The sequence below is a fragment of the Enterobacter sp. 237C8 genome, assembly GCF_034106865.1.
Taxonomy (GTDB): domain Bacteria; phylum Pseudomonadota; class Gammaproteobacteria; order Enterobacterales; family Enterobacteriaceae; genus Enterobacter; species Enterobacter asburiae_B.
Map to the genome: position 1 here is coordinate 258386 of NZ_JAWNDF010000003.1, position 22858 is coordinate 281243.

General features: G+C 54.2%; 27 protein-coding genes. 11 read left to right on the forward strand and 16 right to left on the reverse strand.

The genetic code is table 11. From position 1 onward, the window contains the following. Nucleotides 1-138: 138 nt before the first annotated feature. The 4 genes from glmM to rlmE all read right to left on the reverse strand — a co-directional run bounded on the left by glmM (nucleotide 139) and on the right by rlmE (nucleotide 5079). Entirely contained in the window at nucleotides 139-1476 is a 1338-nt protein-coding gene (gene glmM / locus USF70_RS13025) for a phosphoglucosamine mutase (protein ID WP_023309339.1), read from the reverse strand. Next, nucleotides 1469-2317 carry a dihydropteroate synthase gene (gene folP / locus USF70_RS13030; protein ID WP_320735688.1) on the reverse strand — a complete coding sequence of 283 codons (849 nt, stop codon included), beginning with the start codon at nucleotides 2315-2317 and terminating at the stop codon, nucleotides 1469-1471. Before folP ends, glmM begins: the two co-directional genes overlap by 8 nt. A gap of 98 nt (nucleotides 2318-2415) precedes the next feature. After that, on the reverse strand, nucleotides 2416-4350 hold the full coding sequence (gene ftsH / locus USF70_RS13035; protein WP_029739626.1) for an ATP-dependent zinc metalloprotease FtsH: 1935 nt from the start codon (nucleotides 4348-4350) through the stop codon (nucleotides 2416-2418). 102 nt (nucleotides 4351-4452) lie between these two features. Further along, nucleotides 4453-5079: a 23S rRNA (uridine(2552)-2'-O)-methyltransferase RlmE gene (gene rlmE / locus USF70_RS13040; RefSeq protein WP_003861812.1), complete on the reverse strand. Its 627-nt coding sequence runs from the start codon at nucleotides 5077-5079 to the stop codon at nucleotides 4453-4455. Nucleotides 5080-5206: 127 nt separating this feature from the next. Between rlmE and yhbY the strand changes: the two genes are divergently transcribed. Continuing rightward, nucleotides 5207-5500: a ribosome assembly RNA-binding protein YhbY gene (gene yhbY, locus USF70_RS13045; RefSeq protein ID WP_003861814.1), complete on the forward strand. Its 294-nt coding sequence runs from the start codon at nucleotides 5207-5209 to the stop codon at nucleotides 5498-5500. A 151-nt stretch (nucleotides 5501-5651) separates the two neighbouring features. On the opposite strand, the gene greA is transcribed toward yhbY, so the two are convergent. Then, the gene (gene greA, locus USF70_RS13050) at nucleotides 5652-6128 is read right to left on the reverse strand and encodes a transcription elongation factor GreA (RefSeq protein WP_014171793.1); all 477 of its coding nucleotides are present in this window, start codon (nucleotides 6126-6128) and stop codon (nucleotides 5652-5654) included. Nucleotides 6129-6356: 228 nt separating this feature from the next. Here greA and dacB point away from each other — a divergent pair, with 228 nt between their 5' ends. Genes dacB through pmrB form a run of 3 tightly spaced genes read left to right on the forward strand, consistent with a single transcriptional unit; the run spans nucleotide 6357 to nucleotide 9495 of the window. Continuing rightward, nucleotides 6357-7790, forward strand: coding sequence for a serine-type D-Ala-D-Ala carboxypeptidase (gene dacB / locus USF70_RS13055; protein ID WP_214580142.1), 1434 nt, complete (start codon nucleotides 6357-6359; stop codon nucleotides 7788-7790). A 2-nt stretch (nucleotides 7791-7792) separates the two neighbouring features. Beyond that, complete coding sequence (gene pmrA / locus USF70_RS13060) at nucleotides 7793-8455, forward strand: two-component system response regulator PmrA (protein WP_213730044.1); 663 nt, start codon at nucleotides 7793-7795, stop codon at nucleotides 8453-8455. Then, a complete protein-coding gene (pmrB, locus tag USF70_RS13065; protein WP_064673369.1) occupies nucleotides 8452-9495 on the forward strand; it encodes a two-component system sensor histidine kinase PmrB in 1044 nt (347 codons plus the stop codon). Before pmrA ends, pmrB begins: the two co-directional genes overlap by 4 nt. A 34-nt stretch (nucleotides 9496-9529) precedes the next feature. Here pmrB and cgtA read toward each other — a convergent pair whose 3' ends face one another. The 4 genes from cgtA to rplU form a co-directional block, all read right to left on the reverse strand. Beyond that, nucleotides 9530-10705, reverse strand: a complete 1176-nt coding sequence (cgtA, locus tag USF70_RS13070) for an Obg family GTPase CgtA (RefSeq protein ID WP_047347706.1) — start codon at nucleotides 10703-10705, stop codon at nucleotides 9530-9532. A 15-nt stretch (nucleotides 10706-10720) separates the two neighbouring features. Continuing rightward, entirely contained in the window at nucleotides 10721-11686 is a 966-nt protein-coding gene (locus USF70_RS13075; RefSeq protein ID WP_023309346.1) for a DMT family transporter, read from the reverse strand. A gap of 96 nt (nucleotides 11687-11782) precedes the next feature. Beyond that, nucleotides 11783-12040: a 50S ribosomal protein L27 gene (rpmA, locus tag USF70_RS13080; RefSeq protein WP_004385076.1), complete on the reverse strand. Its 258-nt coding sequence runs from the start codon at nucleotides 12038-12040 to the stop codon at nucleotides 11783-11785. Between the two features lie 19 nt (nucleotides 12041-12059). Then, complete coding sequence (gene rplU / locus USF70_RS13085; protein ID WP_003025032.1) at nucleotides 12060-12371, reverse strand: 50S ribosomal protein L21; 312 nt, start codon at nucleotides 12369-12371, stop codon at nucleotides 12060-12062. A gap of 257 nt (nucleotides 12372-12628) precedes the next feature. On the opposite strand from rplU, the gene ispB reads away from it, so the two are divergent. Further along, on the forward strand, nucleotides 12629-13600 hold the full coding sequence (ispB, locus tag USF70_RS13090; protein WP_024906360.1) for an octaprenyl diphosphate synthase: 972 nt from the start codon (nucleotides 12629-12631) through the stop codon (nucleotides 13598-13600). A 229-nt stretch (nucleotides 13601-13829) separates the two neighbouring features. Beyond that, complete coding sequence (gene sfsB, locus USF70_RS13095) at nucleotides 13830-14117, forward strand: DNA-binding transcriptional regulator SfsB (RefSeq protein WP_023309348.1); 288 nt, start codon at nucleotides 13830-13832, stop codon at nucleotides 14115-14117. A gap of 60 nt (nucleotides 14118-14177) precedes the next feature. On the opposite strand, the gene murA is transcribed toward sfsB, so the two are convergent. From murA to mlaF, 7 genes are all read right to left on the reverse strand, one after another. After that, nucleotides 14178-15437, reverse strand: a complete 1260-nt coding sequence (gene murA / locus USF70_RS13100; RefSeq protein ID WP_023309349.1) for a UDP-N-acetylglucosamine 1-carboxyvinyltransferase — start codon at nucleotides 15435-15437, stop codon at nucleotides 14178-14180. A 50-nt stretch (nucleotides 15438-15487) separates the two neighbouring features. Beyond that, nucleotides 15488-15742: a BolA family iron metabolism protein IbaG gene (gene ibaG, locus USF70_RS13105; RefSeq protein WP_008501458.1), complete on the reverse strand. Its 255-nt coding sequence runs from the start codon at nucleotides 15740-15742 to the stop codon at nucleotides 15488-15490. A 126-nt stretch (nucleotides 15743-15868) separates the two neighbouring features. Beyond that, nucleotides 15869-16162: a lipid asymmetry maintenance protein MlaB gene (mlaB, locus tag USF70_RS13110; protein WP_033146747.1), complete on the reverse strand. Its 294-nt coding sequence runs from the start codon at nucleotides 16160-16162 to the stop codon at nucleotides 15869-15871. Continuing rightward, nucleotides 16162-16797 carry a phospholipid-binding protein MlaC gene (gene mlaC, locus USF70_RS13115; RefSeq protein ID WP_033146748.1) on the reverse strand — a complete coding sequence of 212 codons (636 nt, stop codon included), beginning with the start codon at nucleotides 16795-16797 and terminating at the stop codon, nucleotides 16162-16164. The genes mlaB and mlaC overlap by 1 nt, the downstream gene beginning before the upstream one ends. Nucleotides 16798-16815: 18 nt before the next feature. Then, entirely contained in the window at nucleotides 16816-17364 is a 549-nt protein-coding gene (mlaD, locus tag USF70_RS13120) for an outer membrane lipid asymmetry maintenance protein MlaD (RefSeq protein ID WP_033147081.1), read from the reverse strand. Between the two features lie 4 nt (nucleotides 17365-17368). Continuing rightward, nucleotides 17369-18151 (reverse strand): lipid asymmetry maintenance ABC transporter permease subunit MlaE, encoded by a 783-nt coding sequence (mlaE, locus tag USF70_RS13125; protein WP_010436044.1) that lies wholly within the window; start codon nucleotides 18149-18151, stop codon nucleotides 17369-17371. Between the two features lie 7 nt (nucleotides 18152-18158). Beyond that, complete coding sequence (gene mlaF / locus USF70_RS13130) at nucleotides 18159-18971, reverse strand: phospholipid ABC transporter ATP-binding protein MlaF (RefSeq protein WP_024906354.1); 813 nt, start codon at nucleotides 18969-18971, stop codon at nucleotides 18159-18161. A gap of 227 nt (nucleotides 18972-19198) precedes the next feature. On the opposite strand from mlaF, the gene USF70_RS13135 reads away from it, so the two are divergent. Genes USF70_RS13135 through lptA form a run of 5 tightly spaced genes read left to right on the forward strand, consistent with a single transcriptional unit; the run spans nucleotide 19199 to nucleotide 22852 of the window. Then, the gene (locus USF70_RS13135; RefSeq protein WP_182382750.1) at nucleotides 19199-20176 is read left to right on the forward strand and encodes a calcium/sodium antiporter; all 978 of its coding nucleotides are present in this window, start codon (nucleotides 19199-19201) and stop codon (nucleotides 20174-20176) included. A 13-nt stretch (nucleotides 20177-20189) separates the two neighbouring features. Next, nucleotides 20190-21176, forward strand: coding sequence for an arabinose-5-phosphate isomerase KdsD (kdsD, locus tag USF70_RS13140; protein WP_032659705.1), 987 nt, complete (start codon nucleotides 20190-20192; stop codon nucleotides 21174-21176). 14 nt (nucleotides 21177-21190) lie between these two features. Next, nucleotides 21191-21757, forward strand: a complete 567-nt coding sequence (gene kdsC / locus USF70_RS13145) for a 3-deoxy-manno-octulosonate-8-phosphatase KdsC (RefSeq protein ID WP_023309356.1) — start codon at nucleotides 21191-21193, stop codon at nucleotides 21755-21757. Beyond that, nucleotides 21754-22329: an LPS export ABC transporter periplasmic protein LptC gene (lptC, locus tag USF70_RS13150; protein WP_033146749.1), complete on the forward strand. Its 576-nt coding sequence runs from the start codon at nucleotides 21754-21756 to the stop codon at nucleotides 22327-22329. Before kdsC ends, lptC begins: the two co-directional genes overlap by 4 nt. Further along, a complete protein-coding gene (gene lptA / locus USF70_RS13155; RefSeq protein WP_167818725.1) occupies nucleotides 22298-22852 on the forward strand; it encodes a lipopolysaccharide ABC transporter substrate-binding protein LptA in 555 nt (184 codons plus the stop codon). Before lptC ends, lptA begins: the two co-directional genes overlap by 32 nt. Nucleotides 22853-22858: the final 6 nt, after the last annotated feature.

Here is a 22858-nt window from a genome sequence, read left to right on the forward strand (position 1 = left end):
ATACTAACCAAAGCGAATGACCTTCGCAAGGGCATTTTTGACGCATTGTATCAACTGCGGAAAAAAACAGCAAAAAGCCATTAGTTGCTTAAAACAAAGGCGACAAAAGCCGCCTTTTTATACATTTAGCGTGCACGATTATGCAGCTTTTACAGCATCCGCAATACGGTGTGCAAATTCGGTTACCTGCGCTTCGTCTTCACCTTCCACCATCACGCGGATCAGCGGTTCAGTACCGGACTTACGCAACAGCACACGTCCACGATTGCCCAGGGCCGCTTCAACGTCAGCCATCACCGCTTTAACGTTCTCATTTTCCAGAGGATCGCCTTTACCGGCAGTGAAGCGTACGTTAACCAGGATCTGTGGGAACATTTTCATCCCGCTGCACAGATCGTGCAGGCTCATATGGTTGCGCGCCATCGCGGCAACCACCTGCAGCGCGGCCACGATACCGTCCCCGGTAGTAGTTTTGTCGAGCAGGATCACGTGACCCGAGTTTTCTGCACCGATGCGCCAGCCCTTCTCCTGCAGTTTTTCCAGCACATAGCGGTCACCCACTTTCGCGCGGACAAACGGAATACCGAGCTGTTTCAGCGCCAGTTCCAGGCCCATGTTACTCATCAGCGTGCCCACCGCACCGCCGCGCAGCTGGCCCTGACGCAGGCCCTCACGGGCAATGATGTAGAGGATCTGATCGCCGTCGACCTTATTACCTTCGTGGTCGACCATGATCACGCGGTCACCGTCGCCGTCCAGCGCAATGCCCAGGTCGGCTTTCTCTGCCAGAACGCGTGCCTGCAGGGCACGAACATCAGTTGCCCCCACCTGCTCGTTAATGTTCAGACCATCCGGCTCGCAGCCAATGGTGATGACTTTCGCACCCAGTTCGCGGAAAACATTCGGGGCGATGTGATAGGTCGCGCCATTAGCACAGTCCACCACAATTTTGAGGTGAGCCAGGCTCAGCTCATTCGGGAAGGTACCTTTACAGAATTCGATATAACGGCCCGCCGCATCAACGATACGGTTCGCTTTACCCAGCTCTGCGGAATCTACACAGGTGATCTCTTTTTCCATTTCGGCTTCAATGGCTTCTTCCACGTCATCCGGGAGCTTGGTGCCGTCAATGGAGAAGAATTTAATGCCGTTGTCGTAGAACGGGTTGTGAGAAGCTGAGATAACAATCCCCGCTTCCGCACGGAAGGTGCGCGTCAGATACGCGACAGCAGGCGTTGGCATTGGGCCCGTAAAGGACGCGGACAGTCCAGCCGCCGCCAGACCCGCTTCCAGCGCGGACTCCAGCATATAGCCGGAAATACGGGTGTCTTTACCGATAATGATCTTACGGGAACCATGACGCGCCAGCACTTTGCCAGCAGCCCAGCCGAGCTTCAGGACAAAATCAGGGGTAATGGGAGCATCGCCTACACGCCCACGGATACCATCGGTACCAAAATACTTACGATTACTCATAGCGTTTGTTTTCCTTCGCTGCCAGTGTGGCTTCCACCACACGCATGGCTTCTACTGTTTCTTTGACGTCATGGACACGAATAATGTGCGCGCCCTGCATCGCCGCAATCACCGCGCAGGCCAGGCTGCCGCTCAGGCGTTCGCTCGGCCCCACGTTCAGCAACTGCCCAATCATCGACTTTCTCGACATCCCCACCAGCAGCGGCAGGTCAAAGTGATGGAATTCCGATAAGCGCGCAAGCAACGCATAATTGTGGGAGAGATTTTTACCGAAACCGAACCCCGGGTCGAGCAGCAATTTCTCTTTTGGGATACCTGCACGTTCACAGCGCGCAATATGCTCAATAAAGAAGCGATTCACGTCGGCAAAGACATCGTCGTACTTCGGTGCTTCCTGCATGGTTTTTGGTTGACCCTGCATGTGCATCAGGCATACCGGTAACCCCGTCTCTGCCGCGGCTTCAAGGGCGCCAGGCTCGGTAAGTGAACGAATATCATTGATAATGTGAGCGCCCACTCTCGCCACTTCATGAATCACTTCGGGTTTAGAGGTATCAACGGAGATCCATACTTCAAACCGCTGCGCGATAGCTTCAACCACCGGCACCACGCGCGCCAGCTCTTCTTCCACAGACACGTCCACCGCACCAGGACGCGTCGATTCGCCGCCCACGTCAATAATGGTGGCACCCGCATTAATCATTAGATTCGCGTGTTTAACCGCCTCGATAAGCGTGTTATACGTGCCGCCGTCAGAGAAGGAGTCAGGGGTAACATTCAGGATCCCCATCACATGGGGATGTGAAAGATCGAGATGCGAGTCCTGAGCGAATAATTTCATGGCGAAATCCCTGGTATCTATATCGTTAAACAGAAATGAAAAACCCCGGAGCAAGCTCCAGGGTTTGAGGTACGGACAAACGCTTCAACAGCAGTGACTTACTTATCGCCCAACTGTTCTGACATGGTGTTGCCCGGGTTTGGCGTACGCGGTTCATCAACCGGACGCGGCGCACGCGGGGTGCCATTGTTGTCAGAATTATTGGAAGCGCCTGGGTCTTCCCAGCCCGCTGGCGGACGCACTTCACGGCGCGCCATCAGGTCGTCAATCTGCGGTGCATCGATGGTCTCATATTTCATGAGCGCATCTTTCATCGAATGCAGGATGTCCATATTGTCGGTCAGGATCTGGCGTGCACGTGCGTAGTTACGCTCTACCAGAGATTTTACTTCCTGGTCGATGATACGAGCCGTCTCATCGGACATATGTTTCGCTTTAGCCACAGAACGGCCGAGGAATACTTCACCCTCTTCCTCTGCATACAGCAGCGGACCGAGTTTGTCGGAGAAGCCCCACTGCGTCACCATGTTACGCGCCAGGTTTGTCGCAACTTTAATGTCGTTGGACGCACCGGTAGAAACATGTTCCACACCGTAGATAATCTCTTCTGCCAGTCGACCGCCGTACAGGGTCGAAATCTGGCTTTCCAGCTTCTGACGGCTGGCGCTGATCGCGTCGCCTTCAGGCAGGAAGAAAGTCACACCCAGCGCACGACCGCGCGGAATAATCGTCACTTTATGCACCGGATCGTGTTCCGGCACGAGGCGACCGATAATCGCGTGACCCGCTTCGTGGTATGCCGTGGACTCTTTCTGCGCTTCCGTCATCACCATGGAGCGACGTTCCGCACCCATCATGATTTTGTCTTTCGCTTTCTCAAACTCCACCATCGACACGACGCGCTTGTTACCGCGAGCGGCAAACAGAGCAGCTTCGTTGACCAGGTTCGCCAGGTCAGCACCGGAGAAGCCCGGGGTGCCGCGCGCAATGATTGCCGCGTCGATATCTGGCGCAAGCGGTACGCGACGCATGTGAACTTTCAGAATCTGTTCACGACCGCGAACGTCCGGCAGACCCACAACAACCTGACGGTCGAAACGGCCTGGACGCAGTAGCGCGGGGTCAAGTACGTCCGGACGGTTAGTCGCCGCGATAACGATGATACCTTCGTTACCTTCGAAGCCGTCCATCTCAACCAGCATCTGGTTCAGCGTCTGTTCACGTTCATCATGACCACCGCCCAGGCCCGCGCCACGCTGGCGGCCTACGGCGTCGATTTCATCGATGAAGATAATGCACGGTGCTGCCTTCTTGGCCTGCTCGAACATGTCACGCACACGAGATGCGCCGACACCCACGAACATTTCGACGAAGTCAGAACCTGAAATAGTAAAGAACGGCACCTTCGCTTCACCTGCGATGGCTTTCGCCAGCAGGGTTTTACCGGTACCCGGAGGGCCAACCATCAGCACGCCTTTCGGGATCTTACCGCCCAGCTTCTGGAAACGGCTCGGTTCACGCAGGTACTCAACCAGTTCACCCACCTCTTCTTTCGCTTCGTCACAACCGGCGACATCAGCAAACGTGGTCTTGATCTGGTCTTCCGTCAGCATACGCGCCTTGCTCTTACCGAACGACATGGCACCTTTGCCACCGCCGCCCTGCATCTGGCGCATAAAGAAGATCCAGACGCCGATAAGAAGCAGCATCGGGAACCAGGAAATGAAGATAGAAGCCAGCAGGCTTGGTTCTTCTGGCGGCTCACCTACCACCTTGACGTTTTTGGTCAGAAGGTTATCAAGCAGCTTAGGATCGTTCACCGGGATGTAAGTCGTGTAACGGTTACTATCTTTCTTGGTAACGTTGATCTCACGTCCGTTGATACGCGCTTCGCGAACCTGGTCCTGATTGACCTCCTGCAGGAAGGTAGAATAATCCACCTTGCGGCCATTCGACTCGCTGGGCCCAAAGCTCTGGAATACTGACATCAGCACAACGGCAATGACCAGCCAGAGTATTAGGTTTTTCGCCATGTCACTCAAGGGATTAACCTCATATTACAACTGTGTTAAAAACAGCGTCAGGATACTCTATATCCAGTTTCATTCAAACTTTCGCCTGAAATCTACCGGTTATCATTTTCGCCCGGTCGCTACAATATACACTTCTCGGGAACGGGCCCGGGAAGAGTCCGGCTTACGAACTTTAACCTTCGCAAACAGGGAGCGAATTTCCTTAAGATACTCCTCGAAACCTTCGCCCTGAAACACCTTCACAACAAAACTACCACCAGGCGCTAGTACATCACGACACATTTCTAACGCTAGCTCCACCAGATACATGGCGCGGGGGATATCCACCGCCGGTGTTCCGCACATATTTGGTGCCATATCTGACATGACAACCTGGACCTTACTGTCACCTACACGATCAAGTAACGCTTTCAGCACTAATTCATCACGAAAGTCGCCCTGAAGGAAGTCGACACCGACGATGGGATCCATTGGTAAAAGATCGCACGCGATGATTCGGCCCGTTCCGCCGATCTGCGTTACCGCATACTGGGACCATCCGCCAGGTGCAGCACCGAGGTCAACAACCGTCATCCCCGGCTTAAAAAGTTTGTCACTTTGCTGTATTTCATCAAGTTTAAACCAGGCACGGGAACGCAACCCCTTTTTCTGTGCCTGTTGAACATATTTATCGCTAAAGTGTTCCTGAAGCCAACGGCTGGAGCTGGCAGAACGCTTTTTACCTGTCATTTAACATTTCCGTCCTGGTTCATCGTTACCTGCCTGTGACGTAAATTTCTACGCAGCTATTTGGCGATATAAGGGAGATGGCGGTAGAATGAACCGTTTTCAATCCCAACGTAAGCAAAAATATACGATGAATCTGAGTACTAAACAAAAACAGCACCTTAAAGGTCTGGCACATCCGCTCAAGCCTGTAGTCATGCTTGGCAACAATGGTTTGACCGAAGGGGTGCTTGCCGAGATTGAACAAGCGCTGGAACACCACGAGCTGATCAAGGTGAAAATCGCCTCTGAAGACAGAGACACTAAAAACCTGATCGTGGAAGCCATCGTGCGCGAAACCGGCGCCTGTAATGTACAGGTCATCGGTAAAACGCTGGTGCTCTACCGCCCATCTAAAGAGCGTAAAATCTCGCTGCCACGCTAAGGATATCCTGAATCAAACACATTTTCTGTGTGAAACGAGGGATTTCTGTCAGCAGGCGAGCAAAATGCCATGCTCCTTGAGTTGATAAAAGGCCGCTATGCGGCCTTTTTCTTTTCTTTACAATGTATCAACATCTTAGTAGAGAAGCGAATTACAGGTATTCAACCTTAATAATTTCATATTCCACTTCACCGCCAGGGGTGCGAATGGTGACAACATCGTCCTGCTCTTTGCCAATCAGGCCGCGAGCAATCGGGGAGTTCACTGAAATCAGGTTCTGTTTGAAGTCTGCTTCATCATCACCCACGATGCGATAGGTCTGCTCTTCGTCGTTGTCCAGGTTCAGCACGGTCACGGTAGAACCAAAGATCACACGCCCGTTGTTAGGCATTTTGGTGATATCGATAACCTGTGCATTGGACAGTTTTGCTTCGATATCTTTAATACGCCCTTCACAGAAGCCCTGTTGCTCACGCGCGGCGTGGTATTCAGCATTCTCTTTCAGGTCGCCATGCTCGCGCGCATCCGCGATAGCGGCGATGATTTCAGGACGACGCACGGATTTCAGGAAATCCAGCTCTTCGCGCAGTTTTTCGGCACCACGTAAGGTCATCGGAATAGCTTGCATTTGTTATACCTCTTAAACATTCCTGTTGGGAGCAGTGTTCCCTGCTCCTGCCCCCCTAAGCGGGCAAGAAGCAAAAAGAAAACCGACCCGGGAGCAATGCCCCAGGTCAGCAGCAATTTTTCAATTTGATATGCATTTTACCGCGAAGTTCACTATGGGTCATCGTTTACTTTGCAGTGCCATGCACCGTAGTATGACGGTTTGTTTTCGGGTTGTTAGCGCGAGATTATGCGATTTTCCAGATTTATCATCGGATTGACTACCAGTATAACGTTCACCGCCCAGGCCGCGAATGTTGATGAGTACATTAATCAGCTCCCCGCAGGCGCGAACCTTGCCCTGATGGTGCAGAAGGTTGGCGCACAGGCTCCCGAGATTGACTATCACAGTCAACAGATGGCGCTGCCTGCCAGTACCCAAAAGGTGATCACTGCCCTCGCCGCCCTGCTCCAGCTCGGGCCTGACTTCCGTTTTACGACCACACTCGAGACCAAAGGTAACGTCGAGGGTGGCGCACTGAAAGGCGATCTTATCGCCCGTTTTGGCGGCGATCCGACCTTTAAGCGCCAGGATATCCGCAATATGGTTGCGGTACTGAAAAAATCTGGCGTGCAGAAAATTGATGGCAATGTACTGATCGACACGTCCATCTTTGCCAGCCACGATAAAGCCCCAGGCTGGCCGTGGAACGACATGACCCAATGTTTCAGCGCCCCGCCCGCCGCCGCGATTGTTGACCGTAACTGCTTCTCGGTTTCGCTTTACAGCGCGCCAAAGGCAGACGATTTAGCGTTTATCCGCATAGCGTCCTACTACCCGGTCACAATGTTTAGCCAGGTCCGCACGCTGGCGAAAGGCTCCCCGGATGCGCAATATTGTGAGCTGGACGTCGTGCCGGGCGATCTTAACCGCTTCACGCTTACCGGCTGCCTGACGCAGCGCGCCGATCCGCTGCCGCTGGCCTTTGCGATACAGGATGGAGCAAGCTACGCGGGTGCCATTCTGAAAGATGAGCTGAAACAAGCGGGCATAACCTACACCGGCACGCTGCTTCGCCAGACGCAGGTCAATCAGCCCGGCACGGTCATCGCCAGCAAACAGTCTCCTCCGCTGCACGATTTACTGCGAATCATGCTGAAAAAGTCGGACAACATGATTGCCGACACCGTGTTCCGCATGATTGGCCACGCGCGTTTCGGCGTGCCGGGAACCTGGCGCGCGGGTTCAGACGCCGTTCGTCAGATCCTGCGCCAGCAGGCCGGGATCGAACTGGGTAATACCATCGCCGTCGATGGCTCCGGATTATCGCGTCATAATTTGATCTCTCCGGCCACGATGATGCAGGTGCTTCAGTACATTGCACAGCATGACACTGAGCTAAACTTTATTTCAATGCTGCCGCTGGCCGGGCATGACGGTTCGCTGCAGTATCGCGCCGGGCTTCACGCTGCCGGCGTGGATGGTAAAGTATCCGCTAAGACAGGCTCGCTGCAGGGGGTTTACAACCTTGCAGGCTTCATCACTACCGCCAGCGGACAACGCATGGCATTCGTGCAGTATCTTTCCGGCTATGCCGTCGAACCGACCGACCAGCGCAATCGCCGTATTCCGCTTGTTCGCTTCGAAAGCAGGCTTTATAAGGACATCTACCAGAATAACTAGCGATGAAACTACTCATAGTTGAAGACGATCTGTTATTGCAGGAAGGGCTGGCGCTGGGGCTGGCCAATGAAGGGTATGCCCTCGACTGTGCTGGCACCGCAGCGGACGCGGACGCCCTGATCCAGAGCGGCGAATACAGTCTGGTGATCCTCGATTTGGGCTTGCCTGATAAAGATGGCGCCACGCTGCTCAGCCAGTGGCGACGCCGCGGTATCGCCAACCCGGTGTTGATCCTGACGGCACGCGATGCCATTGAAGATCGCATCACCGGCCTCGATGCAGGCGCAGATGATTACCTGGTGAAGCCTTTTGCGCTTGCTGAGCTTCAGGCGCGAGTGCGGGCGTTGATTCGCCGCTATCAGGGCCATAGCGATAACTTACTCACCGACGGCGATATTACGCTGAATCTGCAAACCCAGCAGGTACTGCGCCGGGACCAGGCGGTAGAGGTGACGCCAAAAGAGTTCGCCCTGCTTACGCGTCTGATCATGCGCAGCGGGCAAACGGTGCACAGAGAAACGCTCCAGCAGGATATCTACTCCTGGCAGGACGATCCGGGGTCAAATACCCTTGAAGTTCACATCCATAACCTGCGTCGCAAGCTCGGCAAGGACAGAATCAAAACCGTCCGTGGCGTTGGCTATCGCCTTGAGAGCCAGAAATGAACAGCATGCGTCGGCGTTTGATGGTGCTGCTGGCGGTCATTCTCTTATTTTTCCAGCTGATAAGCGTCATCTGGCTGTGGCATGAAAGCCGCGAGCAGATCGGTTTTCTGGTGAATGAAACGCTGTCGGCAAAAGCCCGTAATAACCATGTCGAAAAAGAGATCCGCGAAGCGATTGCTTCCCTTCTCGTCCCTTCTCTGGTGATGGTAGGCTTTACGCTGTTTTTCTCTTTCTGGGCAGTCACCTGGATAACCCGACCGCTGAATAAACTGCGTGACAGCCTGGCTAACCGTTCGGCAGATAACTTAACTCCGCTTCCTATGTATTCCGACATGGAAGAAATCGGCGCGGTGACAACCTCCCTGAATCAGCTGCTCGCCCGGCTGGACAATACCATTCAGCAGGAGCGTCTCTTCACCGCTGACGCCGCACACGAGCTTCGAACGCCCCTTGCCGGTATCCGGCTCCATCTGGAGCTTATGGCGCAGTCAGGCGCACCACAGGCCGCGACGTTAATTAGCCGTATCGATCAGCTCATGCATACCGTTGAGCAACTGCTGATGCTGGCCCGTGCCGGACAGGCAATGGCCAGCGGACACTACGAAACCGTGAGCTGGACGGAAAATATCATTGAACCTCTCGGCCTGGGCCATGAAGCCAAAGAGCATACGGTGATTTGGCCCGCTAAAAGCGCGCTCACGGTTCAGGGAGACGCCGTGCTCCTGCGTCTGATGCTGCGCAACCTGCTGGAGAATGCCGGGCGCTACAGCCCGGCAGGGACAACGATTACAGTGACATTAACCGGGGTCGACGGGGGGACGCAGATCAGCGTGATCGATCAGGGGCCCGGTATTGATGACGCGCACCGACAGTCAATTACCGAGCCATTCCGCCGTCTTGACCAGCGCTACGGTGGCAGCGGTCTGGGGCTGAGTATCGTGCAGCGCATTGTACAGCTCCACCACGGCAGGCTGACGCTTGAGAACGGCGCTGAAGGTGGTTTGATCGCCAGCTGCTGGCTGCCCGCAACGCTGGAATAAAAAAAGCCCCCATAATGGGGGCTTTGGACAGATATTAGTGCTTGTAGATGAACTCGACGCCTTCTTCGTCATCTTCATCCCAGTCATCGTCCCAGTCTTCATCATCCTCTTCCGCTTCCAGCTCTTCAAGCTGCTGGCGGTGGTAGTCATCCCACATGAATTCGACTTTTTCAGGCTGTTTCACTTCTTCCGCCTGAACAATTGGGTTCTCAATGATGAAGGTCATCACATCCCAGCACAGATCTTTCACGCCAACCTGGCTTGCCGCAGAGATCAGGTAGTATTTATCTTCCCAGCCCATCGCTTCAGCAATCGCTTTAGCTTTCGCTTCCGCTTCGGCCTTGTCCATCAGGTCGATCTTGTTGAAGACCAGCCAGCGTGGTTTATTCGCCAGTTTTTCGCTGTATTTTTCCAGCTCACCGATGATGATGCGGGCGTTTTCAACCGGATCGGAACCGTCGATAGGATCGATATCGATAAGGTGCAGCAGCACGCGGCAACGCTCAAGGTGTTTCAGGAAGCGAATACCCAGACCCGCGCCTTCCGCAGCGCCTTCAATCAGACCCGGAATATCGGCAACCACAAAGCTCTTCTCGTTATCCATACGGACAACGCCCAGGCTTGGTACCAGCGTGGTAAACGGATAGTCCGCCACTTTTGGTTTCGCCGCAGAAACGGCGCGAATGAACGTCGATTTACCGGCGTTTGGCATACCCAGCATGCCCACGTCTGCCAGAAGCATCAGCTCCAGCTGCAGATCGCGCTTATCGCCCGGCGTACCCATCGTTTTCTGACGCGGAGTACGGTTAACGGAGGATTTGAAACGGCTGTTACCCAGACCGTGCCAGCCGCCTTTCGCCACCATCAGGCGCTGACCGTGTTTGGTCATGTCACCCATGGTTTCACCGGTCCCCTGGTCAATCACACGCGTACCGACCGGAACCTTAATGGTGACGTCTTTACCGCGTTTCCCGGTACAGTCACGGCTCTGGCCGTTCTGGCCACGTTCAGCGCGGAAGGATTTTTCGAAACGGTAGTCGATCAGCGTGTTGAGGTTCTCATCCGCCTCCAGCCACACGTCACCACCATCCCCGCCGTCGCCGCCGTCAGGACCGCCACGTGGGATATACTTTTCACGGCGGAAGCTCACGCAACCATTGCCGCCATCACCAGCCACGACCAGGATCGTCGCTTCATCAACAAACTTCATTTTACTCTCCGTAACTCATTCGCCTGAGCGGGGGACTACTACAACCGCTTCATTTTTGCGCCAACGTCCCCAAAGACGATGACCAATGGCGGAATACATCGCGCCCGCAACCACGACAAACGCACCGAGATAACCCAACAGGTTGAGCATCGGTCTGACGAAGACATCGGGCCAGGCCATTGATAACAAATCTGAAAATAACAGCGTAAACAGCGGAGTAAGCGTAATTAACGCGCTCACCTGTGCCGCCTGCCAGCGCGCCATCGCTTCGGCCAGCGCGCCATAACCGACCAGCGTGTTCAGCCCACAAAAAATGAGGCACGCCAGTTGCCAGTCGCTAAGCTGGGAAATCACACCCGGCTTTGCTAATGGCAGCAATGCTATTGTACACAAAGTGTACAGCAAAAAGAGGATCTGCTGTGAGGCAAGACGACGCAATAACACCTTTTGCGCGACGCCATAGCTCACCCAGACCGTTGCCGCCCCCACGCCGAAAATTACACCCCATGTGTAATCCGTCAGGCGGGTGAAAATCTCAATCAGACTGGTGTTGAAAAACATCACCAGACCGCACAGCAGCATGCTCGCCCCGATAATCTGCGTACCGCGCATTTTCTCCTTGAGGATAAAGACGCTGGCGACCATCATGCCCACCGGTGAAAGCTGACCTATCACCTGCGACGCCGTGGGGCTGAGATATTGCAGGGAAGAGCTGAACAGGATGAAGTTACCGAACAGACCGCCCGTCGCGATAGCCAGCAATACCAGCCAGCGCGGTTTGCGGAAGAGCCGCAAGGGTGGAAGCTTACCTTTGATAGCCAGAATGGCCCCGAGGCCGATGCTTGCCATCAGAAAGCGATAAAAGACCACCGTAGGCGGCTCCATCACTTCCAGTACCTGCTTCATTGCAATTGGCAGCGCACCCCAGCACATTGCGGTAGTGAGCGCCAAAAGAATACCAATGCCGGCCTGCTGCTTCATGCCCGTTTTCCCTACAGAAAAAATTACCGGGTTTCCAATGTAAAAAGCCCCGCAACAGGTTGCGGGGCTTTAATCCGTTACCGGACCGAGAAAACCTTACTCAGCAACGATGCTGATGTATTTACGGTTGTTCGGGCCTTTAACTTCAAATTTCACTTTACCGTCTGCTTTAGCAAACAGAGTGTGGTCACGACCGCAACCTACGTTGTTGCCAGCGTGGAATTTGGTACCACGTTGACGAACGATGATGCTACCCGCCAGAACGGATTCGCCACCGAAACGCTTAACGCCAAGGCGTTTAGCTTCTGAATCGCGACCGTTACGTGTGGAGCCGCCAGCCTTTTTATGTGCCATTTAAATCTCTCCTCAGGTCTTAGGCGCTGATGCCAGTAATTTTCACATCAGTGAACCACTGACGGTGGCCCTGCTGCTTACGGTAGTGCTTACGACGACGAAACTTAACGATTTTAACTTTCTCGCCACGACCGTGTGCAACAACTTCAGCTTTGATAACGCCGCCATCAACGAAAGGAACGCCGATTTTGACTTCTTCACCGTTTGCGATCATCAGAACTTCTGCGAACTCAACAGATTCGCCAGTTGCGATGTCCAGCTTTTCCAGGCGAACGGTCTGACCTTCGCTTACTCGGTGTTGTTTACCACCACTTTGGAAAACCGCGTACATATAAACTCCGCTTCCGCGCACGTCCTCGTATGAATCAGAGTGCGCTATAAATATTCACAATAGGGCGCGAATATTACGCAAAACGCGAGCCTTTGACAAGTGCTACCGTCAATACATGAAGAAAAAAAACACAACACGTACGGTAACGTTTATCTGTGCCGTTTTTTCAGTACAATCAGCACTACTATTGATAAACCGAAACCCTTCGTTACCCCATTGAAGATGGGATCAACAGGATAAAAAGCCCGGCTTTTGCGATGAATTTAGAAAAAATCAACGAGTTAACCGCGCAAGATATGGCGGGTGTGAATGCAGCAATCCTGGAGCAACTCAACTCTGACGTTCAGCTGATCAATCAGTTGGGCTATTACATCGTCAGCGGCGGCGGTAAACGCATTCGTCCGATGATTGCCATTCTGGCTGCCAGAGCCGTTGGCTATCAGGGAAATGCTCACATCACTATCGCAGCGCTCATCGAATTTATTCACACGGCGACGCTTCTGCATGACGATGTTGTGGATGAATCGGATATGCGTCGTGGCAAAGCCACGGCAAACGCCGCTTTCGGAAACGCAGCCAGCGTCCTGGTGGGGGATTTTATCTATACCCGCGCCTTCCAGATGATGACCAGCCTGGGCTCCCTGAAAGTGCTGGAAGTGATGTCCGAAGCCGTAAACGTCATTGCTGAAGGCGAAGTGCTGCAGCTGATGAACGTCAACGACCCTGATATCACCGAAGAAAACTACATGCGCGTCATCTACAGCAAAACGGCGCGCCTGTTTGAAGCGGCTGCCCAGTGTTCCGGCATTCTGGCCGACTGTACTGAAGCCCAGGAAAAAGGCCTGCAGGACTATGGCCGCTATCTGGGTACGGCCTTCCAGCTGATTGATGATTTGCTGGACTACAGTGCGGACGGCGAGACGCTCGGTAAAAACGTGGGCGATGACCTGAACGAAGGTAAACCCACCCTGCCGCTGCTTCATGCTATGCGCAACGGAACAGCCGACCAGGCGAAAATGATCCGTGAAGCGATTGAGCAGGGAAATGGCCGCCATCTTCTGGAACCTGTACTGGAAACTATGGCTATCTGCGGATCGCTGGAATGGACGCGTCAGCGCGCGGAAGAAGAAGCCGACAAAGCCATCGAAGCGCTTCAGGTCATTCCAGACAGCCCGTGGCGCGAGGCACTGATTGGTCTTGCCCACATCGCCGTTCAGCGCGACCGTTAATCCCCTTGTTTCTCCCCGCAGCGATAGCGGGGAGATTCCAGTACACACCTGTAAATTCCGTGTTCATGTAAATTCATCGGTTTAGAGACCGCATGAATAAAGCCGTGTCTTATTCTGAATATCCCTTCAAGTAACGCGAACTTTTTAGAACAAGAAGTTGAAATGGGTATAGTAACCGCGTCGTTTCAGAAGAAACGGCGTAGGTGAATCCGAACTTAAGGACGGCGTTATGGATACGAAATTTATCGACTGGCACACGGCTGATATTATTGCCGCGCTGCGCAAAAGAGGCACTTCACTGGCAGCAGAGTCCCGCCGCCATGGACTGAGTTCTTCCACTCTGGCAAACGCCCTCACCCGCCCCTGGCCCAAGGGAGAATTAATTATCGCGACGGCGCTGGATACGCATCCGTGGGTAATTTGGCCTTCACGCTATCACGATCCCATCACCCATGAATTTATCGACAGATCGCGCATGATTCGCCAGAGAAAGGTAAAAAGAGAACCGCAGGAATAACGCATTTTTGACAGGAACAGCAACCCCCCGGTCATTGCTGGCAGGGGGCTGCCGGAACGATTACTCGCCCTTCACACGCTCGATGTTGGCACCCAGCGCGCGCAGTTTATCTTCGATACGTTCATAACCACGATCGATGTGATAGATACGATCCACGATCGTTGTACCTTCCGCGATACAACCCGCCAGCACCAGGCTTGCAGACGCACGCAGATCGGTTGCCATCACCTGAGCACCTGACAGTTTCTCAACGCCGTGGCAAATCACGGTATTACTTTCGATCTCAGCATGCGCGCCCATACGGATCAGCTCCGGTACGTGCATAAAGCGGTTCTCGAAAATGGTTTCTGTGATGAAGCCAGTGCCTTCGGCAACCAGGTTCAACAGGGTGAACTGCGCCTGCATGTCCGTAGGGAACGCCGGATGCGGTGCCGTACGCACATTGACCGCTTTTGGACGCTGGCCGTGCATATCGAGGCTGATCCAGTCTTCACCGATTTCGATATCCGCACCCGCATCGCGCAGTTTCGCCAGCACCGCATCCAGGGTATCTGGCTGCGCGTTGCGACAAACAATCTTACCGCCAGAAATCGCCGCAGCGACCAGGAAGGTGCCGGTTTCGATACGGTCCGGCAGAACGCGATAGACACCGCCGCCCAGACGCTCAACGCCCTCGATGGTGATACGATCGGTACCCTGACCGGAAATCTTTGCCCCCAGCGCCACGAGGAAGTTGGCGGTATCCACAATCTCCGGTTCGCGCGCGGCATTTTCGATGATGGTGGTACCTTCTGCCAGCGTCGCCGCAGACATAATGGTGACCGTTGCGCCCACGCTCACTTTGTCCATGACGATGTGCGCGCCTTTCAGACGACCATTAACGGACGCTTTAACGTAACCTTCTTCCAGCTTGATCTCGGCGCCCAGCTTCTCCAGACCAAAGATGTGCAGGTCAACCGGACGCGCACCGATGGCGCAACCGCCCGGCAGAGAGACCTGACCCTGACCAAAACGCGCCACCAGCGGGCCAAGCGCCCAGATGGATGCACGCATGGTTTTCACCAGATCGTAAGGGGCTGAGAAGTTGTTCACCTTGCTGGCGTCAATCCAGACGGAACCGTTACGCTCAACTTTCGTGCCCAACTGGGTGAGCAGCTTCATGGTGGTGTCGATATCTTTCAGCTTCGGTACGTTCTGAATTTCTACCGGCTCTTCGGCCAGCAGCGCAGCAAAGAGGATTGGCAGCGCGGCGTTTTTTGCGCCAGAAATTGTGACTTCGCCCTGGAGGCGCGTTGGCCCCTGTACACGAAATTTATCCATTGTGTGCTCTCTTATAAATTCAACCGTGCTGCGGGCCTGTCGCCCTCAGCTCAAAAACCGTTTAGTTTGCGATCGCGTGCCCACTCTTGCGGGGTGAACGCTTTAATCGACAGGGCGTGGATGCGGTTATCCGCAATATATTCCATCAGCGGCGCGTACACAGCCTGCTGTTTCTTCACGCGGCTCATACCGTCGAACATCTCACCCACAGCAATAACCTGGAAGTGACTGCCATCGCCAGTGACGTGGGCTTCCTGAAGGGAGAGTGCATTCATCAGCACTGTCTGGATTTCATGATTTTCCATGGGCTCTTAATCATCTGATAGTGAAAACAAGCCCAACATCTTAGAGCAAAGTGGCGTTGTCTTAAACAAGCAAAAAGCCCCGACGATGAAACAGTCAGGGCTTTCGGAAGTAACGCACTGAAAATATTAACGAGGCAGTACGTCCTGAGGGAGATTGTAGAGCTGCGCAAGAGTCACGACATTATCGCTCGCGCCGTGAAGTTTGACGCTTGTCCCCTGCTTTTTCCCCACGGCAATCAGATGGGCAAGCAGCGCAACGCCTGCCGTATCTACCCGCGTGACGTCTGTCAAATCGATAAGCGTCACGCCCTGCATCGCTTCGTGGCGTTTGTCCCACAGTGGGTTCAGCAGATCCTGATCCAGTTCACCGGACAACTTTAATGTCTCGCCTTCACGCGACCAGCTGAGTTGCTGTGACATTACTTCTTCTCATCCAGAGTAATTTTCTGGCGAGAGATAGACTGCAGCTGAGCGGTCAGGCCATCAATGCCTTTGGTGCGCAGTAGGTCGCTCCATTCGTTCTGTTTGGTGGTGATCATGCTTACCCCTTCGGCAATCATGTCATACGCCTGCCAGTGACCGGTCTGGCTGTTTTTACGCCACTGGAAATCCAGACGAACCGGCGGACGACCGTTAGGATCGATGATCGTCACACGGATAGGGACGATGGTCGCATCGCCCAGCGGCTGCTCAGGCGCAATCTGATAGGTCTGGCCGTGATACATCGCCAGCGCCTGGCCATAAGCCTGTTTCAGGTATTCACGAAACGCGGCAAAGTAGGCATCACGCTGCGCAGGGGTCGCGTCTTTGTAATAACGTCCCAGCACCAGCGCACCCGCATATTTAATCTGCACGTACGGCAGCAGTTCCTGGTCAACAACGTCACGCAGATAATCAGGATTAGCACGAATTTTAGGCTGTTCGTTTTTAAGACGGTCGAAGGTCTTCTTCGCCGCTTCGTCCATCAGTTTGTACGGGTTACTCTGATCCGCAGCGTGGGCGGCGGTTAGAGGGGCGATGACCAGCATGGCAACCATTAACAGTCGTTTAAACATGAATGACTTCTCCTGATATTAATTCGCAGCACCTGGCGTCGGTGCGACGTCGGTATGATCTTCGCTCTGCGCAGGGGCAGCGTCGGATTTTTTCTCATCCCCTTTACTGTTGTAAAGGAACTGACCAATCATATCCTCCAGAACCATCGCGGATTTCGTATCCTGAATGACGCTACCGTCTTTAAGGATAGTCGTTCCCAGCTCGGGATCTTCAAAGCCAACGTTAAGCGCCAGATATTGTTCGCCCAGCAGGCCGGAAGTACGGATAGAAAGGGAACTGGTGTCCGGGATATGGTTGTAACGCTCTTCGATATCCATCGCGACGCGGGGCAGATAGGTTTTCTCATCCAGCGTAATGTCAGATACGCGTCCGATCACCACGCCGCCGATGCGGACCGGTGAACGCGCCTTCAGCCCGCCGATGTTATCGAAGGTGGCATAGATGCGATACGTCGGCTCGGTGCGTACAGACGTGATATCCGCCGCTCTCAGGCAGATAAACAGCGCGGCCAGCAGCGCCAGCAGCAGGAATACACCGACCCAAATTTCATTTTTTCTCGTTTGCATGAACTCAATTCCCAAACATCAGTGCGGTGAGCACAAAATCCAGACCCAGTACGGCCAGCGACGAATGTACGACTGTACGTGTAGTTGCGCGGCTAATGCCCGCCGACGTCGGGATGGCATCGTAACCATTGAACAATGCAATCCAGGTGACCGTAATGGCAAATACCACGCTTTTAATCAGGCAGTTAACCAGATCCATTCGCAGGTCGATGGCGTCCTGCATCGCGGACCAGAAGAAACCGGCATCAATGCCTTTCCAGTGCACACCAACCAGCGAACCGCCCCAGATACCCACGGCGACAAACAGAATAGTCAGTAACGGTAAAGAGATCACCCCAGCCCAGAAACGCGGCGAGATCACGCGACGCAGCGGATCGACCGCCATCATCTCCATGCTGGAGAGCTGCTCGGTCGCACGCATCAGGCCAATTTCAGCCGTTAATGCCGACCCCGCGCGCCCGGCGAACAACAGCGCCGCCACAACCGGCCCCAGCTCGCGCAGCAGCGAGAGCGCCACCAGCATCCCGAGGCTGGTTTCCGCACTGTAGGTTGTCAGAACCAGATAGCCCTGCAGCCCAAGCACCATACCGATAAACAGACCGGAGACAATGATGATGAGCATCGACAGCACGCCGACATTATAAAGCTGCCGCACCAGCAGCGGTGCGTGCTTACGGAATTCCGGCTTGCCGACCAGCGCGTTGAATAACATCAATCCGGCACGCCCGAACGTCCTGATGGTTTTTATGCCACGGTGTCCGAGAGCGGCCAACGCATTTAACAGCATGAGTGGCTTAACTCCCTATTCCCAGTAAATCGTCACGATAGTCGCCCGCCGGGTAGCGGAACGGCACAGGGCCATCGGCAATACCGTCAAGGAACTGCCGCACGCGCGGATCGCAATTTTCCTGCAGCGCCTGAGCGCTACCGTGTGCGACGATCTTTTTGTCCGCCACAATATAGGCGTAATCGGCAATGCTCAATACTTCCGGTACATCGTGAGATACCACAATGCAGGTGACGCCAAGCGCGCTGTTCAGTTCAGAGATGAGCTTCACCAGCACGCCCATCGTGATGGGATCCTGTCCAACAAACGGTTCGTCGAACATGATTAAATCAGGTTCTAATGCAATGGCGCGTGCCAGCGCGGCGCGGCGCGCCATCCCGCCGGACAGCTCCGAAGGCATCAGCTTTGCGGCGCCCCGCAAACCGACGGCCTCAAGCTTCATCATCACCGTGCTTTTCAGCAGTTCAGGCGGCAGGCTGGTATGCTCACGCAGCGGATAGGCCACGTTATCAAAGACATTCATGTCGGTGAACAAGGCTCCCGACTGAAAGAGCATGCTCATGCGTTTGCGGACAGTATACAGACGCGAGCGTGACATCTCCGGGATGTTTTCGCCATCAAAGAGGATTTCACCGCTATCAGGTGGGATCTGCCCACCAATAAGGCGCAGCAGGGTCGTTTTACCGATCCCGGACGGCCCCATGATGGCAGTGATTTTGCCACGCGGTACGGTCAACGAAATATCATCAAATATCAATCTGTTGGCGCGAGAAAAACTCACGCCGCGAACATCGACTAAATTCGCCATCGTTTGGCTCATTTATGGTTCCTTTATTACCCTGCTCACGTTAAGGCATGCCGCCTGAATCAGCCCTCAACTCCGCATTTTTACAGAATAATAGCCGTTGAGGTTAGCGAAAGCTGGCATTTGTTTTACTTTTCCGGCGCATAAAGTCAAAATTAGGAATTCGTTACGCCTCAGACTGTATGCAGTCCAGCCATTCCCGTGCGATGGACCGACGAGTATACCTGAAGAAAGGACTTTTGATGCTTTTAGCAACAGCACTGTTAATAATTGGTTTACTTTTGGTGGTCTACAGTGCTGACCGTTTAGTGTTTGCCGCATCGATCCTGTGTCGCCTGACGGGCGTACCGCCTGTCGTCATCGGGATGACCGTGGTGAGTGTTGGAACGTCACTTCCTGAAATCATCGTCTCTGTCTCGGCATCGCTGCATGGTCAGTTAGACCTGGCAGTAGGTACCGCGATTGGCTCCAACATCGTCAATATACTCTTGATTTTGGGCCTGGCCGCACTGCTCCATCCATTTCGCGTGCATTCTGATGTTCTGCGCCGTGAATTGCCGCTAATGTTAATCGTAAGCCTGCTGGCAGGCTGCGTATTTTACGATGGTGTTCTGAGCTACAGCGACGGCATTTTCCTGCTGGCGCTGGCCGTCATCTGGCTGCTGTATAGTGTTAAAATCGCCCGTCTGGCTGAGAAGCAGGGTCAGGATAGCCTCACGCGGGAGCAGGTCGCCGAACTGCCGCGAGAAGGTACGCTGCCTGTTGCCCTCCTCTGGCTTGGCATTGCGCTGATCATCATGCCGATGGCAACGCGCATGGTCGTGGATAACGCGACCGTGCTGGCGAACTATTTCGCCATCAGTGAACTGACCATTGGCCTGACGGTGATTGCCATCGGCACCAGCCTGCCGGAGCTGGCCACGGCCATTGCGGGGGCACGTAAAGGTGAGGATGACATTGCCATTGGTAATATCATCGGTTCCAACATATTTAATATCGCCATTGTGATGGGCCTGCCGGCCCTGATAACGCCAGGGCCTTTTAACCCCCTGGCGTTCTCACGCGACTACGGCGTGATGTTATTGGTCAGCGTGATATTTGCCCTGCTCTGCTGGCGGCGGCAACGACAGATCGGCAAAGGCGCAGGCGCGCTGCTGACGGGTGGATTTATCGTATGGATGGCGATGCTGTACTGGCTCTCGCCTCTTCTCTCTGGGTAAACGGAAACGCATTATGTCGCAAATAGAATTGCAGCCGGGTTTTGACTTTCAGAAAGCAGGCAAAGAGGTTCTGGAGATTGAACGTGAAGGTCTGGCGCAGTTAGATCGGTACATTAATCAGGATTTTAGTCTGGCATGTGAGAAGATGTTCTACTGTGCCGGCAAAGTCGTGGTGATGGGGATGGGTAAGTCCGGCCACATTGGACGCAAAATGGCGGCAACGTTTGCCAGCACCGGAACCTCTTCCTTCTTTGTACATCCGGGGGAAGCCGCGCACGGTGACCTGGGTATGGTCACGCCGCAGGATATCGTCATCGCGCTGTCCAACTCCGGGGAGTCCAATGAAATTCTGGCGCTGATCCCGGTACTGAAGCGACTGCAGGTGCCGCTTATTTGCATGACCAGCCGTCCGGAAAGCAGCATGGCGCGGGCGGCCGATATTCACCTGTGCGTGAAAGTGCCCAAGGAGGCCTGTCCGCTCGGCCTGGCGCCGACGTCCAGCACTACCGCCGCGCTGGTCATGGGTGATGCGCTTGCCGTCGCGCTGCTCGAAGCCCGCGGTTTTACGCCGGAAGATTTCGCGCTTTCCCACCCGGGCGGCGCGCTGGGGCGCAAGCTTCTGCTTCGGGTAAACGATATTATGCACACCGGGGATGAGATCCCTCACGTCAGTAAAGAAGCCTCCCTGCGCGATGCGCTGCTGGAAATCACCCGTAAGAATCTGGGTATGACGGTCGTGTGCGACGATCTGATGAAAATTCAGGGGATCTTCACCGATGGCGACCTGCGCCGCGTGTTCGACATGGGTGTAGATGTCCGCACGCTTGGCATTGCCGATGTGATGACGCCGGGCGGTATCCGCGTCCGTCCGGGTACGCTGGCCGTGGATGTGCTGAACCTGATGCAGTCCCGCCACATTACCTCAGTGATGGTTGCCGATGGCGACCAGTTGCTGGGTGTGGTACATATGCATGATCTGCTGCGCGCAGGCGTAGTGTAATGAAGGATAAAACAATGAGTAATGCGGGTGCATCCCTTGCAACCTGTTATGGACCGGTCAGTACCCAGATGATGGCAAAGGCGGAAAACATTCGTCTGCTCATCCTGGACGTGGATGGCGTACTTTCCGATGGCCTGATTTACATGGGCAATAATGGTGAAGAGCTGAAAGCGTTTAACGTTCGCGACGGCTACGGTATCCGCTGCGCGCTCACCTCGGGTATTGAGGTGGCTATCATCACCGGGCGAAAAGCTAAACTGGTAGAAGACCGCTGTGAAACCTTAGGAATTACCCATCTGTATCAGGGTCAATCCGATAAGATGGCGGCGTTTAAGGATTTACTGGGTAAACTGGCTATCGCACCGGAAAACGTAGCCTACGTCGGGGACGATCTGATTGACTGGCCCGTGATGGCTGAAGTCGGGCTGAGCATCGCCGTTGCCGATGCGCATCCGCTGCTGATCCCGCGCGCTGACTACGTTACCCACATCAACGGGGGCCGTGGTGCCGTACGTGAAGTCTGCGATCTGCTTTTGCTGGCGCAGGGCAAGCTTGATGAGGCCAAAGGGCAATCGATATGAGTAAAACCAGACGCTGGATTATCATTTTGCTTTCGCTTGTCGCACTGGTATTGATTGGCGTGAACCTTGCCGATCGCGACGATCCGCAAACGGAAGTGGTCAACAATAACGATCCAACCTATAAAAGCGATCACAGCGACACCGTGGTCTACAGCCCGGAAGGCGCGCTGAACTATCGCCTGATTGCCCAGCATGTTGAATATTTTTCAGATGACGGTATTTCGTGGTTTACCCAACCTGTCATGACCACATTTGATAAGGACAAAGTGCCGACGTGGTCAATTAAGTCAGATCGGGCAAAACTGACAAATGACCGTATGCTTTATCTGTATGGCCACGTTGAAGTCAACGCCCTGACCGCTGACTCGCAACTGCGAAAAATTACGACGGATAATGCCCAAATTAACCTGGTAACCCAGGACGTGACCTCGCAGGATCTGGTCACACTGTATGGCACAACATTTAATTCCAGCGGTTTGAGAATGCGCGGGAACTTACGCAGCAAGAACGCCGAGCTGATTGAAAAGGTTAGAACCTCCTATGAAATTCAAAACAAACAAACTCAGCCTTAAAGTAATGATCGCCAGCGCGATGCTGGCGACCAGTCTCCCCGCGCTTGCTGTAACGGGCGATACCGACCAACCGATCCATATCGAGTCTGATACCCAGTCTCTCGATATGCAGGGCAACGTCGTCACCTTCACGGGTAACGTCGTCATGACTCAGGGCACCATCAAAATTAACGCCGACAAAGTGGTCGTGACCCGTCCGGGTGGCGAGCAGGGCAAAGAGATCATTGATGGTTACGGCAACCCGGCCACCTTCTACCAGATGCAGGATAACGGCAAGCCGGTGAAAGGCCGCGCTTCGCATATGCACTATGAGCTGGCGAAGGACCTGGTCATCCTGACCGGAAACGCGTATCTGGAACAGCTGGACAGCAACATTACCGGCGACCAGATCACCTATCTGGTGAAAGAGCAAAAAATGCAGGCCTCCAGCGAGAAAGGCAAACGCGTCACGACCGTCCTGGTTCCGTCGCAGCTGCAGGACAAAGGCAAAGGCCAGGCCCCGGCACAGAAGAAGAGTAACTAATTCGTT

Bases quoted from the DNA above. Each gene is read 5' to 3' on its own strand.
- glmM (WP_023309339.1), bottom strand. From the start codon at position 1,476: ATGAGTAATCGTAAGTATTTTGGTACCGATGGTATCCGTGGGCGTGTA.
- folP (WP_320735688.1), bottom strand. From the start codon at position 2,317: ATGAAATTATTCGCTCAGGACTCGCATCTCGATCTTTCACATCCCCAT.
- ftsH (WP_029739626.1), bottom strand. From the start codon at position 4,350: ATGGCGAAAAACCTAATACTCTGGCTGGTCATTGCCGTTGTGCTGATG.
- rlmE (WP_003861812.1), bottom strand. From the start codon at position 5,079: ATGACAGGTAAAAAGCGTTCTGCCAGCTCCAGCCGTTGGCTTCAGGAA.
- yhbY (WP_003861814.1), top strand. From the start codon at position 5,207: ATGAATCTGAGTACTAAACAAAAACAGCACCTTAAAGGTCTGGCACAT.
- greA (WP_014171793.1), bottom strand. From the start codon at position 6,128: ATGCAAGCTATTCCGATGACCTTACGTGGTGCCGAAAAACTGCGCGAA.
- dacB (WP_214580142.1), top strand. From the start codon at position 6,357: ATGCGATTTTCCAGATTTATCATCGGATTGACTACCAGTATAACGTTC.
- pmrA (WP_213730044.1), top strand. From the start codon at position 7,793: ATGAAACTACTCATAGTTGAAGACGATCTGTTATTGCAGGAAGGGCTG.
- pmrB (WP_064673369.1), top strand. From the start codon at position 8,452: ATGAACAGCATGCGTCGGCGTTTGATGGTGCTGCTGGCGGTCATTCTC.
- cgtA (WP_047347706.1), bottom strand. From the start codon at position 10,705: ATGAAGTTTGTTGATGAAGCGACGATCCTGGTCGTGGCTGGTGATGGC.
- USF70_RS13075 (WP_023309346.1), bottom strand. From the start codon at position 11,686: ATGAAGCAGCAGGCCGGCATTGGTATTCTTTTGGCGCTCACTACCGCA.
- rpmA (WP_004385076.1), bottom strand. From the start codon at position 12,040: ATGGCACATAAAAAGGCTGGCGGCTCCACACGTAACGGTCGCGATTCA.
- rplU (WP_003025032.1), bottom strand. From the start codon at position 12,371: ATGTACGCGGTTTTCCAAAGTGGTGGTAAACAACACCGAGTAAGCGAA.
- ispB (WP_024906360.1), top strand. From the start codon at position 12,629: ATGAATTTAGAAAAAATCAACGAGTTAACCGCGCAAGATATGGCGGGT.
- sfsB (WP_023309348.1), top strand. From the start codon at position 13,830: ATGGATACGAAATTTATCGACTGGCACACGGCTGATATTATTGCCGCG.
- murA (WP_023309349.1), bottom strand. From the start codon at position 15,437: ATGGATAAATTTCGTGTACAGGGGCCAACGCGCCTCCAGGGCGAAGTC.
- ibaG (WP_008501458.1), bottom strand. From the start codon at position 15,742: ATGGAAAATCATGAAATCCAGACAGTGCTGATGAATGCACTCTCCCTT.
- mlaB (WP_033146747.1), bottom strand. From the start codon at position 16,162: ATGTCACAGCAACTCAGCTGGTCGCGTGAAGGCGAGACATTAAAGTTG.
- mlaC (WP_033146748.1), bottom strand. From the start codon at position 16,797: ATGTTTAAACGACTGTTAATGGTTGCCATGCTGGTCATCGCCCCTCTA.
- mlaD (WP_033147081.1), bottom strand. From the start codon at position 17,364: ATGCAAACGAGAAAAAATGAAATTTGGGTCGGTGTATTCCTGCTGCTG.
- mlaE (WP_010436044.1), bottom strand. From the start codon at position 18,151: ATGCTGTTAAATGCGTTGGCCGCTCTCGGACACCGTGGCATAAAAACC.
- mlaF (WP_024906354.1), bottom strand. From the start codon at position 18,971: ATGAGCCAAACGATGGCGAATTTAGTCGATGTTCGCGGCGTGAGTTTT.
- USF70_RS13135 (WP_182382750.1), top strand. From the start codon at position 19,199: ATGCTTTTAGCAACAGCACTGTTAATAATTGGTTTACTTTTGGTGGTC.
- kdsD (WP_032659705.1), top strand. From the start codon at position 20,190: ATGTCGCAAATAGAATTGCAGCCGGGTTTTGACTTTCAGAAAGCAGGC.
- kdsC (WP_023309356.1), top strand. From the start codon at position 21,191: ATGAGTAATGCGGGTGCATCCCTTGCAACCTGTTATGGACCGGTCAGT.
- lptC (WP_033146749.1), top strand. From the start codon at position 21,754: ATGAGTAAAACCAGACGCTGGATTATCATTTTGCTTTCGCTTGTCGCA.
- lptA (WP_167818725.1), top strand. From the start codon at position 22,298: ATGAAATTCAAAACAAACAAACTCAGCCTTAAAGTAATGATCGCCAGC.